We start from the raw sequence: 14839 nt of genomic DNA on the forward strand, positions 1-14839 counted from the left end.
AAAACCCGGGGTCAGACCCTCAGGGTCTGACCCCAGAATTTGCCCTTGGGTTAACAATCACAAACTGACATTCAAGCGCGCCAGCGTACTTTTCAGCGCATCGTTTTTCGGGTCCTTGCCTTGCGCCTCGCGCCACAGCTTTTGCGCTTCGGCCTTGTCGCCCTTCTGCCACAGCACTTCGCCCAGGTGGACGGCGATTTCCGGATCGCTGCGCACGGCATAGGCGCGGCGCAGCGCATTTTCCGCGGCGGCCAGGTTGCCCATGCGGAACTGCACCCAGCCCATGCTGTCCATGATGAACGGGTCGCCCGGCGCCATCTGCAAGGCTTTTTCGATCAGCGCATGGGCTTCCTCAAGGCGGATGCCCCGTTCGGCCAGCGAGTAGCCGAGGGCGTTATACGCATGCTGATTGTCGGGCGCCAGCGCCATCACGCGGCGCAGGCTCGCTTCCATCAGCTCGAGTTTATCCAGGCGCTCGGCCAGCAGCGCGTAGTCGTACAGCAGTTCCGGATTGTCGGGGAAGCGCAGCAAGGCGTTTTCCAGCACCGTGTAGGCGCTTTGCACATAGCCGGCATCGCGCAGGAATTGCGCGTCGACCAGCAGCACCTGCGCCTGGCTTGCCGGATCGTCCGTTTCGATTTCCGTCAGCGCCTTGCGCGCCGCATCGAGATTGCCGCCGCGGGCGATCAGCTGGGCGCGGCGCAAGCGCGCCTCGACATAGCCGGCGGAAGCGCTGTTGTCGACCTTGTCCAGCCAGGCGATGGCGCCGGCCGTGTCGCCGCGCGTCTCGGCGATCTGCGACAGTATCATCAGGGCCTTGAACGGATCGCGCGCGTCGCCAGGATTTTTATCCAGCACGGCCAGGAAGCGCTTGAAGTACTGCTCCGCGCCCTTGGTGTCTTCCAGCTGCAGCGCCACGATGCCCAGCGCATACAGCCCCCCCACGTTATCGGGCTGGCTTTTCAGCAGCAGCAGGAACTGGTCGCGCGCCGGCTCCAGCTGTTTTTGCTCGACCAGCAGGCGCGCATACGCGCCGCGCACTTCGACGGCATCGGGATTCTTTTGCAGGAAAGTGGCCAGCACCTTGCCTGCCGCCTCGGACTCGCCCGTCACCTGCGCCAGGGTCAGCGCGGCCAGCTCGGAGTTCGGCTTGATGGCCAGCGCCTTGTTCGCTTCGCCGATGGCGCGCTCGCGCTCGCCGAGCGACAGCGCACCCTGCGCCAGCACCAGGTGGGCTTCGAACATGTCCAGGTAGGGCTGCACCAGGCGCGTCACCATCGCGTAGGCATACAGCTTGTCATTCGTCCGCGACAGGATCTGCTGCATCTGGAACAGGGCCACGCCGCGCGCGCCCTGCGGCGCATTGGCCAGGCGCTCGGCAAAAATCGGTTCCGCTTCTTCGATCTTGTCCGTCAATACGACGAAGCCGAGGAAGAACTGGGTCGCCTCATCGGATTCGGGCGCCAGGTCGCGCCACAGGCGGATGGCCGCCAGCGCCTCGCTGCCCTGCTTGGCGGCCAGCGCCATTTCGGAAGCGCGGCGCGCCAGGCGCGGGTCGCGCGTCTGTTGCGCCGCCACCATCATCGTCACGTACGGCCCTTGCCACTGGCCGCTCTTGAATTCCATTTCAGCCTTGGTCAGCTTGTACAGCAAATCGCTGCTCAACTCGACCTTGGGCAGCTTCTCGCCCTTGGCGTCGTCGCCGGACTCGGTACCGGGCGCTTGCGGCGCAGCGGCCGCAGCGGGACTGGCCGCCCCATCGACAGGGGCAACAGGCGTCTGTGCCATGGCATGCGTGGCCATCAGGGCGGACAAGGTTACAATGGCGAAAGCGTTTTTCAAAGGCTGATCCTGGCTGAACGGCAAAGTTTGATTCTACGCCCAACGCGGCTATCGCGTACTTCACGTATGTAACGAAATATATACGTCGTGGTGGCGTAGCGCGCCCGGGCCCGCCATCCGCCGGCAACCCGCCTGTTTTTTTACCCGGTTTTCCACCATTCGAGCCCTATGCCAGAATTGCCAGAAGTCGAAGTCACACGGCGCGGTGTCGCGCCCCATCTCGAAGGCCGCGCCGTGCGCTCCGTCGTGCTGCGCCGCGACGGCCTGCGCTGGCCCTTCCCCCCTGCCCTGGGCGAACAACTGTCGGGGCAAACCATCGGCCTGACGGGGCGGCGCGGCAAGTACCTGCTGATCCACTTCCGCCAAGGCACCCTGATCATCCACCTGGGCATGTCGGGCCATTTGCGCGTGCTGCCGGTGGGGACGGAGGCACAAAAGCACGACCATTTCGACCTCATCGTGGAAGACGCGGAAGGCGGCAGCCAGGTGCTGCGCATGACGGACCCGCGCCGCTTTGGCGCCGTGTTGTGGCACGACGAGGCCGACGGCCCGCTGGATGGCCACGCGCTGCTGCGCGGCCTGGGCACGGAACCGCTGGAAGGCGGCTTCACGGGCCAGCTGCTGTTCGAGAAAACGCGCAACAAGGGCACCAATATCAAGCAGGTGCTGATGGCGGGCGACATCGTCGTCGGCGTGGGCAATATCTATTGTTCCGAAAGCCTGTTCCGCGCGGGGATCAACCCGAAGACGCCAGCCCGGCGCATCGGCCTGGCCCGCTATGAGAAACTGGCGCAATCGATCCGCGACGTGCTGGCAGAAGCCATCGTGCAAGGCGGCAGCACCCTGCGCGATTTCATCGGCGTGAACGGCCAGTCCGGCTACTTCCAGCAGACGTATTTCACGTACAACCGCGCGGGCAAACCATGCCGCGTGTGCGGCGCGCCGATCCGCCAGATCGTGCAGGGACAGCGTTCCACGTTTTACTGCGTGAATTGTCAAAAGTAGCCACACTCACAGAGGGAGCCAGATGGTCAGGGACCTGGAACAATACAGCGCATGGCGGCAGGACGTACAGGCCGCCTTGCAGGCATACCGGCAAGCCGCCAGCGCGGCGGGCCTGGTCGACGGCGCCTCCGCGCTGCGCCTGGCGCGCTGTGGCTCCCGCCTGGCCGATGACCGTTTATCGGTCGCCTTCGTGGCGGAATTCTCGCGCGGCAAATCCGAGCTGATCAACGCCATCTTCTTTGCCGGCTACGGCCAGCGCATCCTGCCCTCGGGCGCGGGCCGCACCACCATGTGCCCCACCGAGCTGCTGTACGACGCGGCCTGGCCGCCATCGATCCGGCTGCTGCCCATCGAGACGCGCGCGCAAAACCTGTCGACCAGCGACTACCGCGACCTGCCCGCCGCCTGGACCGTCCTGCCCCTGAATATCGAGGCGGGCGGCGACATGCAGGAAGCCATCCGCCAGGTCAGCCTGACGAAAAAAGTCGGCATCGAGGAGGCGGCACGCTACGGCCTGTACGACGCCGACGATGCGGACGCCCACGCCATGCTGGACGAGGACGGCCAGGTGGAAATCTCCATGTGGCGCCACGCCATCATCAACTTCCCCCATCCGCTGCTGAAACAGGGCCTGGTGATCCTCGACACGCCCGGCCTGAACGCCATCGGCACGGAACCGGAACTGACCCTGAACCTGATCCCGAATGCGCACGCGGTGCTGTTCATCCTGGCGGCCGACACGGGCGTCACGCGCAGCGACATCGAGGTATGGCGCAACCATATCGGCGCCGGCGCGGGGCGCCTGGTGGTGCTCAACAAGATCGACAGCATGTGGGATGAGTTGCGCGGCGATGCCGAGGTGGCGCAAGCCATCGAACGCCAGCAGGCCAGCGTAGCGCACCTGCTGATGCTGGATGCGGGCCAGGTGTTTCCCGTCTCGGCGCAAAAGGCCCTGGTGGGCAAGATCAACCAGGACGCGGCGCTGCTGGAAAAGAGCCGCTTGCAGGCGCTGGAGACGGCCCTGTTCGAGGAGCTGATCCCCGCGCGCAAGGACATCATCCGGCGCCAGCTGGCGTTCGACCTGGACGCCATCGAAGCGGCGCAGCAGGTGCAGGCGGCGGCACGCGCGCGCGGCATCGCCGAGCAGTTGCACGAGCTGCACAGCCTGCGCGGCAAGAACCAGAGCGTGATCGCGCACATGATGCGGCGCATCGATATCGAGAAGAAGGAATTCGACAGCAGCCTGTTCAAGCTGCAAGCGACGCGCGCCGTGTTTACCCGCCTGTCGACGGAGCTGTACACGAGCCTGGGCATGGATATCGTGCGCGACGATATCGACGGCGTGCGCGCGGCCATGCAGCGCAGCCGCTTTTTCACGGGCTTGCGCGAAGCCGTGCGCCAGTATTTCGAGCGCATCGGCCAGAACCTCGACCGATCGGAAGGCAAGACGGCCGAGATCACGGAAATGATGAACGTGATGTACCGCAAATTCGCCTCCGAACATGGCCTGGCGCTGGCCTTGCCGATGCCGTTTTCCCTGGCCCGCTACCGCCAGGAGATCGCCGACATCGAAGCCGTCTACCATAAGCAGTTCGGCACGGCCACCCTGCTGACCACCAGCCGGGTCGTGCTGATGGAAAAATTCTTCGACACCATCGCCTCGCGCGTGCGCCGCAGTTTCACCAACGCCAACGACGACGCCAGCGCCTGGCTGAAAGTCATCATGGCGCCGCTCGAAGCGCAGATCGTCGAGTACAAGGAACAGCTGAAACTGCGCTTTGCCTCGATCCAGCGCATCCACGACGCCACGGGCAGCCTGGAACAGAAAATCGCCGGCTTTGAAGCCAGCCTGGCGGCGCTCGAACGCGACAAGACGCAGCTGGCGCAATTGCTCGCTGCCTTGCGCGCCGCCAGCGCAAGCTGAGCGCAACACCAGCAACATCAAACAACAGAACACTGGAACCCTGCATGAAACGTCTGCTGCATCCGCTCTCGCCCGCCACTGGCGCGGCACCTTTAGAAGACTATATCGACCCTAGTTTTTCCGCCACCGTCATCGCCTGGCAAAAGCAGCATGGCCGCCATGCGCTGCCATGGCAAAACACGCGCGACGCCTATTTGATCTGGCTGTCCGAAATCATGCTGCAGCAAACGCAGGTCACCGCCGTACTTGGCTACTACGCGCGCTTTCTCGAACGCTTCCCTACCCTGCGCGATTTGGCGGCAGCCCCCGTGGAAGACGTGATGGCGCAGTGGAGCGGCCTCGGTTACTACACGCGGGCGCGCAACCTGCACAAGTGCGCGCAGCGCGTGGTGGCCGAATACGACGGCGTGTTCCCCACCGATCCGGCCCTGCTGGCCGACCTGCCCGGCATCGGCCGCTCGACGGCCGCCGCCATCTCCGCGTTTTCCAGCGGCACCCGCGCAGCCATCATGGACGGCAACGTCAAGCGCGTCTTTGCGCGCACGTTTGGCATCGACGCCTATCCCGGCGAAAAACGCGTCGAGGAAGCCATGTGGCGCCGCGCCGAAGCACTGCTGCCCGCAGCGGGAATAGATTCAGGCATCGAAGCCTACACGCAGGGCCTGATGGACTTTGGCGCCACCCTGTGCACGCGCAGCAGTCCCGATTGCGGCCGCTGTCCGCTGCAGCCGCGCTGCGTGGCCTACGCCACCGGCCGCACCAAGGATCTGCCCGTGCGCAAGCCGAAGAAAACCAGCCCGGAAAAACACGCCGTCATGCTGGTCATCATCGACGACGGCAAGGTGCTGCTGGAGCAGCGCCCGGGCTCGGGCATCTGGGGCGGCTTGCTATCCTTGCCCGAACTCGATGGCCACGTGCTGGCCGGCGAGGACTGTCCGCACGACATCGACCAGGATGCGCTGGCGCGCGCCGTGGCGCCATTCGGCCAGATCGAAACGCAGGAACGGCTGCTGCCCATCGTGCACGTATTTACCCACTACAAGCTGCACATCGTTCCCTGCCGCATCACCCTGGCGCGGCGCCTGGCGCTGGCCGGAGAGTCCACGCACGTCTGGTACGACGGCGCGAAAATCGCGGACGCGCCGCTGCCAGCGCCCATCAAGAAACTGCTGCTGGACCTGTTCGGCGATGCGCGTTCGGCGCAGCGCAGCATGTTCTAGTGCGACGTTTTTTACTCTTCGCACTGACGGCGCTGTGTTTGCACGGCGCCCACGCGGCTGACGACCTGCCCGAGGTAAGAATTGGCGTACTGGCCTACAAGGGTGGCGACGCCGTGCAGCAGGACTGGTCGTACGTGACGCGCCACCTGCAGGCCAGCATTCCCGGCATCCGTTTCATCCTGGCCGACTACGACCAGGCGGGCCTGACGCGCGCCGTGCAGTCGCAGGCCATCGCCTTTGCCATCACCAGCAGCGGCCATTACGTGGCGCTCGAACACAGCGACGGCGCCAGCCGCATCGCCACCCTGGAATCGCCGTGGACGGATTCTCCGCGCCAGGCCATCGGTTCGGCCATCGTCGTGCGCAGCGCCTCGCCGCTGCATGACCTGGCCGACCTGGCGGGCAAGAACGTGATGGCCGTGGCGCCCGATGCGTTTGGCGGTTACCAGATCGCCGCGCGCGAATTGCGCGAAGCGGGCATCGATCCCACGCATGATTTTGCCAGCCTGCGCTACAGCGGTTTCCCCTCGCAGCAGATCATCGACGCCGTGCGCTCAGGGCACATGGATGGGGGCATCGTGCGCACCTGTTTGCTGGAACAGATGGTGGCGCGCGGCGAAGTGCGCGCCGATGAACTGCGCGTGATCACCACGCGCCCGATACCCGGATTTCGCTGCGCCAGCTCGTCGCGGCTGTATCCGGACTGGCCCTTCGTGGCCCTGCGCCAGACGCCGCCCGCGCTGGCGAAAAAAGTGGCGCAGGCCCTGCTGGCCATGCCGCGCACAGATGAAGGCTACAGCTGGACGGTGCCCAGCGATTACCAGATCGTCGATGAGCTGTTCCGCGACTTGCGCATCGGCCCCTACGCTTACCTGGACAAGCTGACGTTCGAGACGGCGCTGCGCCGCTACTGGGGCTGGATGCTGCTGGTGCTGGCCTTGCTCATCGCCTGGGCAGTGCACACGGTACGCGTGGAATACCTGGTCAGCCGGCGCACGGAGCAATTGCGCGCCGCCCAGCACCAGCAGCGCGCGCTGGAAGAACAGGCGCGCCAGCGCCAGGCCACGCTCGACCACACGGCGCGCCTGGCGATCCTGGGCGAGATGGCCAGCGCCATCGCGCACGAATTGAACCAGCCGCTGGCGGCCATCGGCAATTTCGCGCGCGGCATGGCGCGCCGCATCACGGCGGGCCGGCTCGATGCGGCGCCTCTGCTCGACGGCGCGCAGGAAATCGCCACGCAAAGCGAACGCGCGGGCGCCATCATCCGCCACATCCGCGCGATGGCGCGAAAGCGTCCCGCGCATAGCACGGCCTTCGCCCTGGCCGACGCCGTCGAGCAAGCGGTATCGCTGTTCCGCGCGGCCCATCCGCAAGCGAGGATAGCCTGGCGCCACGAGACGGTCAGCGCCGCACCGCGCGTGCTGGCCGACCCGCAGCAGGTGCAGCAGGTGCTGCTCAATCTGCTCAAGAATGCGCTCGATGCGCAGGTAGAAAACGGCAATCCGCAGCACGCCATCGGCGTGCTGCTGCACCGCGAAAACGGCGCCTGCACGGTGGCCGTGCGCGACGCCGGCTGCGGCCTGCCGACGGCGCAGATGGCGCGCCTGTTCGAACCGTTTTTTACCACCAAGGCCGAAGGCCTGGGACTAGGCATGTCGCTCAGCAAAAGCATCATCGAATCGTTCGGCGGCAGCCTGTCGGCACATGCCAATGCCGATGCGCCGGGCTTGACGGTCTGGTTCCGCCTGCCCGAAGATACCGGCATGGACGCACACAAGGAAATACAAGAGGAAACACCATGAATGAAAGCGATGCGATCATCTTTGTCGTCGACGACGACGCCGCCATGCGCCGCTCGCTGGCCTATCTGTTCGATTCGGCCGGCTGGCAAGTGCAGACGTTTGAATCGGCGCGCGATTTCCTGCAGCGTTACGATGGCCATGTGCCCGGCTGTCTGCTGCTCGACGTGCGCATGCCCCTGATGAGCGGACTGGAACTGCAGCAGGAATTGAATAATAAGACCGGGCACGCCATATCGCTGCCCGTGATTTTCCTCAGCGGCCACGGCGACCTGGCCATGGCCGTGCAGACGATGAAGGCGGGCGCCTGCGATTTTCTGGAAAAGCCGTGCAAGGACCAGGTATTGCTGGACGCCGTCTCGCGCGCCGTGGCCCGCAGCGTGGAAGAAAGCCGCAGCGCCGCCAGCGCGAATACGGCGCAATCGGCGCTGGCCAGGCTCACCGCGCGCGAGCGCGAAGTGGCACTGCTGATGGCCGAAGGCAAAGCCTCGAAAGTCATCGCCCGCGAACTGGGCATCAGCGACAAGACGGTGCAGGTGCACCGCCATAACACGATGGAAAAACTGGGCCTGCATTCGGCAGCCGAGGTAGCCCGGCTGCTGATGGCAGGTGGCCAGATCTAGGCCCGCACGATGCGCGCCGGCAGTCCCTGCCGCACCGACGTGCCCGAGACAGGATCGACAAACACGTTCTTGTCGCCGCGGCTCGGGTCCGTCAGCCCCAGGTCGTTCAGGTTGATGCCCGCGCCGATGGCCGGCTCGTCGGGCTGGCGCAGCTTGCCGATGCGGTGCGCGCGCGCGCCGTGCTCCTTGTGGCCGAAACCGTGTTCGATGGCGATCACGCCCCGCTGCACGCCATGGCGCAGCATCACCGTCGCCCTGGCCCTGCCGCCCGGCGTTTCCAGATAAATCTCGTCGCCATTTTCCAGCTTCAGCCGCGCCGCGTCGTCGGGATGCACGGCGACGGGGTTGTCCGGATGGATGCCGCGCAAGCGCCGCGCGCCGATGCTGTAGGAGTTCTGCAGCGCCGATTTAAAACTGATCAACTCGAACGGCCACTCGCTGGCCGGATAGGTTTTGCGCACGGGCGTGCCGTCGGCAAACGCCGCCACTCTCCACGCGGGCGTGCCGGGGAAACGCTTGCCGCTCAAGCTGTTCTTGCTCACGCCCAGTCCCTCGTTGTACAGCATCATCGGTTTCAGATAGCGGTGCGTGGACCAGTCCTGCGGATACGGCGTCTCGTCGATCACGGGTGCAGGCGCTGCCGGCGCCTTGGGATTCGCCGGCGGCGGCAAACGCAGGCCGAACATCTCGCCATAGCTCTGGTAGCGCCCTCCCCGCGCCAGCATGAAGGCCACCTTGCGCCACTCTTCCGGCTTCAGGGTGCGCTCCAGTTCAGGGCGGATGCGCGCCACGCCGGACAAATCGATATCGTCGTCGCTGGCCTCCGGCACGGATGTTTTGCCTTGCCAGGCGATGTTGGCGCCGCCGCGCAGATACCAGTCTTCCGCGCGCAGCAAGGGGAAGCGCTGGCCATCCATGTCTTGCAAGGCTTCCGGGCCGAAGCCGGGCAAGGCCATCGTCTTTGCCAGCGCGATGAAGAACGATTCCATGCAGATGGTCTGGCCGTCCGGCGTCTTTTGCACGCGCGGTTCGACCACGGGCCAGCGCGCCGTGCTCATTTTGACAGGCATTCCGCCCCAGGCGCCGGCCCAGCCCCAGCTTTCATACAGCAAGGTGTCGGGCAGCAGGTAGTCGGCAAAGGCCGAGCTTTCATTGATGAAGGGGTCGATGGCGACGATCAGGGGGATCTTCTTCGGATCGGCCAGCTCCTTGCCGATCTGCGCGCGCAAGCCCGTGATGCCGTAGACAGGATTGCAGCTCCACAGGATCAGCGCCTTCAAGGTGTACGGGTAGCCGTTCATGGCGCTGGTGAGCCATTCTGTCGCCAGCGCGGGCGCGTTCGGATACCACGGCGCCTTGGCCGGATACGCCTTGCCCGCTTCTTTCTTCAGCTTGAATTCCGAGGTTTTTTCATATGGCACATTGCGTCCGATCGGCATGCCGGCCGCCTTGATCTCGCCGTCGAAACTCTCAAGGTTATAGCGCGGACCGGGTCCCGCATCCTTGAAGCTGCCGCCGTTGACGAGGGTGCCGCCCTTGCGGTTCAAATTGCCGATCAGGGTGTTGAGCATGACCAGCGCGTACGCGTTATAAAAGCCGGCGCCCGACATCATGCCGCCGTGCGCATTGACGGCGGCGCGCTTGCCATGGCTGGTCAGTTCCTGCGCCAGCCCTTCGATGATGTCGCGGGCAATGCCGCAGGCGGCCGCATAGTCATCCATGCTGTGGCGCTGCGCTTCCTCGTTGAGCATCGTCATGGCCGTCTTCAGGTGCAGCGGCGCGCCGGCCACGTCCAGCGGGCCGTCGAAGAACAGGCGCGCTTCGCCCTTGGCGGCATTGTGCGGCACGATGGCTTGCGTGGCGGCGTCGATCACGCAGAAGGCGTCACCATCCTTGTAGCGCTCTTCTTCCGCCAGTTCCACCGCACCGATATCGGACGCGCGCAGGTAGCGGCCATCGCGCGGATGGCCCTTCTCGTTGATGATCAAATGCGTGGCGTTGCACCAGGCGGCTTCGCCCGCCGCTTCCGCCACCTTCAGGTTCGGCTGCACGAGGAAGTTGCGGTCATAGCGTTCGTGCTCGATGATCCAGCGGATCATGGCCATGGCCAGCGCGCCATCCGTGCCCGGCTTGATCGGTACCCAGCGGCTGCGGTCGCCCGCGGCCAGGCTGTCCGCATTCGTCAGCACGGGGTCGACGACGACGTAGCTGAATTCGCGCTTGCCCGAGCGGGCTTTCGCGATCAGGGTGCCCTGGCGCTTGAACGGGTTGCCCGCATTGCCCGGCGCCGTGCCGACGAAAATGCAGAACTCCGTGTTTTCCAGGTCCACTTTCGCGTGCGGCATTTTCTTCATGTCGCCGAACATGGCGCCCGAGCCGCTGCGGTAGGCGCCACCACAATACGAACCGTGGTTGACCAGGTTCAAACTGCCGTACGACTGCTTGAAAAACCGCGTGCCGAACGCCAGGCGGCCATCGTCGGTGCTGCACATCAGGCCCACCTGGTTGACTTGCGGACCCAGCTCCGGCTGCGCCGGATCGATCGGCTTTTCCAGCTCGCGCAAGGCGCGCAGCCCCTGCACGTGGCCTTCGCCAAACAGGTCGCCGCCTTCCGTCACTTCCTTCACCAGCTGGTCGAAGGCGATCGGTTCCCACTGGCCGCCGCCGCGCGGTCCCACGCGCTTCATGGGCGCCAGCACGCGGAACGGCGACTCCATCTGTTCCAGCACGCCATTGCCGCGGCCGCAAGCCGTCGAGCGCCCTTTCAAGCCCTTTTCCTGGAAGCGCGACAGCGAGACAAAGCTGTCGCGTACCGAGGTTTGATATGGCAGCGCCGGGTCGGCCGACAGGGGGCTGTACGGATTGCCCGCCACGCGCAGCACCTTGCCGCTTTTCTTGTCGAGGCGCACGCGCACGCCGCAAAACGTGGTGCAGCCCATGCACATGGTGTAGCTCACCTGCTGGTCGGGATTGACCGTCAATTTCCCCGTCGCCGTGTCGACGGAAAACTCGGGTTGCAGGGAATTGCCATGCAGTTTCTGCACGGGTTTATCCTTGCCCAGCGCATGGTCGACCATGCGGCCGGCCGTGGTGGAAAAGCTGGCGGCAAACGCGGCCAGCCCGCCGCCGATGGCGCCGTAGCGCAGCAGCTTGCGGCGTTTTTCATTCTCGTCTTCAGGGACGTCGTTGTGTATGTGTTCGTTCATTGTTGACTCCTCAGTGCGTGGCCATGGCAGGACGGGTGCGTGCAGCGACGACGCGTCCGGCCCATGGCAAAAATTCCAGCATCAGCAACAGCAGCGCGATCCACAAACCGGCCGTGCCGATAATCCCCATCAAGCCATCGTTCCCCATCGGCAGGTGGTAGTCGTACAGGCCCGCGCCCGTTTTCGGGATCGTCTGGCCGCCGATGAAAATCGTCCAGCGCATCATCCAGGCGCTGTGCAGCGCGATCAGGCCGTTGACCAGGCCACTGCTGGCCGGGCGCCAGATGGCCAGGGCCATCGGCACGATGGACGACAGTACGGCCCAGACTGCGGTGAACTGCCATTGCGGCATGCCCGCCACCTGGGTGAATGCCATGCTGTGGCTGGCGCTCACGCCGGACAGGCTGACGAACAGCCAGCCGCCGCCCAGCGCCAGCACCAGCGCCAGCGACAGGGCCAGCGCGCGGTTCAAGGACACCTCCAGCGCCTGGTCGCGGCCCGGCAGGAAGCGGTTGAACAGCAGCGCCAGGCCCACCGCCCCGACAAAGGCCGTGGCGGCAAATTGCGCCGGCAGGAACGGCGTGAACCACAGGGGCCTGGCACGCACCACCATCACTTCCATGCCCGTGTACAGGCCCACGACAAAGGCGGCCAGCAAGGTGAAGGCGGCAGCGGTAATGATGGCCTTGCGCGATGCGGCGCCACCGCGCCCCAGCAGGCGATAGGCAAAGGCCAAACGGTCCTGGCCCTGTCCCCGCGCGGCGAAGTCCACGCGCAGCGCCAGCCACGCGTACAGCATCAAACAGCCCAGATACAGGGGAATGAAGAACGCGCCCCACGACATCCACGACTGCGGCTGGAAGTAAAGATAAAAGTGGTAGAAGCGGCCCGGCCCGTGCAAGTCGGCCAGCAGCGCCACGGGCGCCGTCATGCCGCAGACGAGCGACGCCAGCAGCGATATGCGCCCCAGGCGTTCGTACGCCTTGCGGCCGAAGACGAAGTACGGCAAGGTCAGCATGAAGCTGCCATAACTGAGGCCGATGAGGAAAAAATACTGCACCGCCCACGGCAGCCATGCCGCTTCGCGCGTGACGTTGACAATTTCGGTGATGTGGCTGTCCATGGTTTATTTCCCGTGTTTGCTCGGTTGCCAAAGAGTCGCTTCGCCCTCGACGTGGCCGGCGAAGCGCGTATCCAGTCCCAGGTAGAACACGTGGGGCTGGGTGCCCTGCTCGGGTTTCAGCACCTTCACCTTGTTCTCGGTGAGCAGCTGGTGCACCAGGCTCTCCGGATCATTGAGGTCGCCGAAGATGCGCGCGCCGCCCACGCAGGTTTCCACGCAGGCCGGCAGCAAGCCTTCGTCGACCCGGTGCGCGCAGAACGTGCATTTGTCGGCCTTGCCCGTCTCGTGGTTGATGAAGCGCGCGTCGTACGGGCAGGCCTGCACGCAGTAGGCGCAGCCCACGCAGCGGTCGCCGTCGACGACGACGACGCCGTCCTTGCGCTGGAAGGTGGCGCCCACGGGACAGACGGGAATGCAGGGGGGATTGGCGCAATGGTTGCACAGGCGGGGCAGCATGTAGGTGCCGCAGCGGTTATCTTCCTTGACTTCATAGGTCGAGACGACGGTGCGGAAGCTGTTTTCCGGCACGGCGTTTTCCATGATGCAGGAGACCGTGCAAGCCTGGCAGCCGATGCATTTCTGCACATCGACCACCATCGCCCAGCGCTGGCCGCCTTCGCCCTTCGTGGCCGCCTTGCTGGGCAGCGGCGCGATGGCCGCTCCGATGGTTACGGCTGGCAAGGCGCGCAAGAAACTGCGGCGCGATTCAATCATGGCACTCTCCTTGACTATGGGCGGCAAGCCCTTGTTGACTTGCTGCCATGATAGAAAAGAAGGCGCTGCGGGGGTATTGGGGTGATAGTGCGGGGACCTAGATGATCATGCTGATTGACAGGACCGAAAATGCGGAGTAGGTCGGATTAGCGGGGCCGCCGAGGCGCGCAAGCGCGTAATCCGACAACCTTGTTGGCAGGGATGGTGGTGGTGTCGGGTTACGCCGTTCCGGCTAACCCGACCTACAACTCATCCAGAGAATACAACCGGCGGTGCTCGCGGATCGCGTAGCGGTCCGTCATGCCGGCGATGTAGTCGGCGATCTTGCGCGCCTGCTGCGTGACGTCGCCATCCTTGAGTTGATAGTCGGGCGGCAGCAGGGCCGGCTCGGCCATGAAGCTGTCGTACAGTTCGCGCACGATGCGGCTCGCTTTGACGCGCATGCGGTTGACCTGGTAGTGGCGGTACAGGTTCGCCCTTAAAAAGCGTTTCAGCTCCGTCGCATCACGGCGCATGGCATCTGAAAAACGGATCAGCGGGGGACTGGCGCGCACTTCGCTGATGTCGCGGGGAGCGGCGTCACCAATCAGGGCATTCGACGTGACGATCAGATCGTCGGCCAGCGCCGTGATCAGACGGCGCAGGGTTTCATAGATGGCGCGCCGGCCCGACAGGCCGGGAAACGCCTGCTGCACCTCGCGCCACAGGCGGCCGAAGAATTCCACCTCTTCCAGCTGGTCGATGGTAATCAGGCCGGAACGCAGGCCATCGTCGATATCGTGGCTGTTGTAGGCGATTTCATCGGCCAGGTTGGTCAGCTGTGCTTCCAGGGTCGGTTGCGTGCGGTCGATGAAGCGCTGCGCCACGGGTCCCAGTTCGCGCGCATGCGCCAGCGAGCAGTGTTTCAATATGCCTTCGCGCGTCTCGAACATCAGGTTCAAGCCATCAAAAGCGCCGTAGTGCTCTTCCAGGGTGTCGACCACGCGCAGGCTTTGCAGGTTATGTTCGAAGCCGCCATGCTCCTGCATGCACTCATTGAGCACGTCCTGGCCCACATGGCCGAATGGCGTGTGGCCCAGGTCATGCGCGAGCGCGATGGCTTCCACCAGGTCTTCATTGAGGCGCAGGTTGCGCGCGATCGAGCGGCCGACCTGCGCCACTTCCAGGCTGTGCGTCAGGCGCGTGCGGAACAGGTCTCCCTCGTGATTGAGGAAAACTTGCGTCTTGTATTCGAGGCGGCGGAAGGCCGAGGAGTGGATGATGCGGTCGCGGTCGCGCTGGAACTGGCTGCGCGAGGCGTGCGGCGCCTCGGCAAAGCGACGTCCCTGCCCCTGTGCCGAGTGAGCTGCGTAGGGAGCAAGGAAGTCTTCTGGTAGCATG

10 protein-coding genes are annotated in these 14839 nt (G+C 64.9%); 5 read left to right on the top strand and 5 right to left on the bottom strand.

All coding sequences use genetic code 11. The annotated features are described in order from the left end of the window. Positions 1-57: 57 nt before the first annotated feature. Positions 58-1842 (bottom strand): tetratricopeptide repeat protein, encoded by a 1785-nt coding sequence (locus BLT98_RS15030; protein ID WP_092609940.1) that lies wholly within the window; start codon positions 1840-1842, stop codon positions 58-60. Positions 1843-2010: 168 nt separating this feature from the next. Between BLT98_RS15030 and mutM the strand changes: the two genes are divergently transcribed. From mutM to BLT98_RS15055, 5 genes are read left to right on the top strand one after another with little or no spacing between them, the layout of a single operon-like run. Further along, complete coding sequence (gene mutM, locus BLT98_RS15035) at positions 2011-2847, top strand: bifunctional DNA-formamidopyrimidine glycosylase/DNA-(apurinic or apyrimidinic site) lyase (RefSeq protein ID WP_092609128.1); 837 nt, start codon at positions 2011-2013, stop codon at positions 2845-2847. Between the two features lie 22 nt (positions 2848-2869). Next, the gene (locus BLT98_RS15040; protein ID WP_092609131.1) at positions 2870-4771 is read left to right on the top strand and encodes a dynamin family protein; all 1902 of its coding nucleotides are present in this window, start codon (positions 2870-2872) and stop codon (positions 4769-4771) included. Positions 4772-4815: 44 nt separating this feature from the next. Further along, a complete protein-coding gene (mutY, locus tag BLT98_RS15045) occupies positions 4816-5991 on the top strand; it encodes an A/G-specific adenine glycosylase (RefSeq protein WP_092609134.1) in 1176 nt (391 codons plus the stop codon). 38 nt (positions 5992-6029) lie between these two features. Next, complete coding sequence (locus BLT98_RS15050; RefSeq protein WP_170846392.1) at positions 6030-7796, top strand: sensor histidine kinase; 1767 nt, start codon at positions 6030-6032, stop codon at positions 7794-7796. After that, positions 7793-8416 carry a response regulator transcription factor gene (locus BLT98_RS15055; protein ID WP_034778325.1) on the top strand — a complete coding sequence of 208 codons (624 nt, stop codon included), beginning with the start codon at positions 7793-7795 and terminating at the stop codon, positions 8414-8416. The genes BLT98_RS15050 and BLT98_RS15055 overlap by 4 nt, the downstream gene beginning before the upstream one ends. Here BLT98_RS15055 and BLT98_RS15060 read toward each other — a convergent pair. From BLT98_RS15060 to BLT98_RS15075, 4 genes are all read right to left on the bottom strand, one after another. Beyond that, the gene (locus BLT98_RS15060) at positions 8413-11622 is read right to left on the bottom strand and encodes a molybdopterin dinucleotide binding domain-containing protein (RefSeq protein ID WP_092609140.1); all 3210 of its coding nucleotides are present in this window, start codon (positions 11620-11622) and stop codon (positions 8413-8415) included. The two genes, BLT98_RS15055 and BLT98_RS15060, sit on opposite strands and share 4 nt — an antisense overlap. Positions 11623-11632: 10 nt before the next feature. Next, on the bottom strand, positions 11633-12745 hold the full coding sequence (gene nrfD / locus BLT98_RS15065; protein ID WP_092609145.1) for an NrfD/PsrC family molybdoenzyme membrane anchor subunit: 1113 nt from the start codon (positions 12743-12745) through the stop codon (positions 11633-11635). A gap of 3 nt (positions 12746-12748) precedes the next feature. Then, positions 12749-13459, bottom strand: a complete 711-nt coding sequence (gene dsrO / locus BLT98_RS15070) for a sulfate reduction electron transfer complex DsrMKJOP subunit DsrO (RefSeq protein WP_092609148.1) — start codon at positions 13457-13459, stop codon at positions 12749-12751. 242 nt (positions 13460-13701) lie between these two features. Further along, positions 13702-14838 carry a deoxyguanosinetriphosphate triphosphohydrolase gene (locus BLT98_RS15075; RefSeq protein ID WP_092609151.1) on the bottom strand — a complete coding sequence of 379 codons (1137 nt, stop codon included), beginning with the start codon at positions 14836-14838 and terminating at the stop codon, positions 13702-13704. Between the last annotated feature and the right edge of the window lies 1 nt (position 14839).

Source organism: Janthinobacterium sp. YR213, assembly GCF_900099875.1.
Lineage (GTDB): Bacteria > Pseudomonadota > Gammaproteobacteria > Burkholderiales > Burkholderiaceae_D > Janthinobacterium > Janthinobacterium lividum.

Coding starts and splice junctions, on each gene's coding strand:
- BLT98_RS15060 (WP_092609140.1), bottom strand. CDS start 11,622: ATGAACGAACACATACACAACGACGTCCCTGAAGACGAGAATGAAAAA.
- mutM (WP_092609128.1), top strand. CDS start 2,011: ATGCCAGAATTGCCAGAAGTCGAAGTCACACGGCGCGGTGTCGCGCCC.
- dsrO (WP_092609148.1), bottom strand. CDS start 13,459: ATGATTGAATCGCGCCGCAGTTTCTTGCGCGCCTTGCCAGCCGTAACC.
- BLT98_RS15040 (WP_092609131.1), top strand. CDS start 2,870: ATGGTCAGGGACCTGGAACAATACAGCGCATGGCGGCAGGACGTACAG.
- mutY (WP_092609134.1), top strand. CDS start 4,816: ATGAAACGTCTGCTGCATCCGCTCTCGCCCGCCACTGGCGCGGCACCT.
- nrfD (WP_092609145.1), bottom strand. CDS start 12,745: ATGGACAGCCACATCACCGAAATTGTCAACGTCACGCGCGAAGCGGCA.
- BLT98_RS15055 (WP_034778325.1), top strand. CDS start 7,793: ATGAATGAAAGCGATGCGATCATCTTTGTCGTCGACGACGACGCCGCC.
- BLT98_RS15075 (WP_092609151.1), bottom strand. CDS start 14,838: ATGCTACCAGAAGACTTCCTTGCTCCCTACGCAGCTCACTCGGCACAG.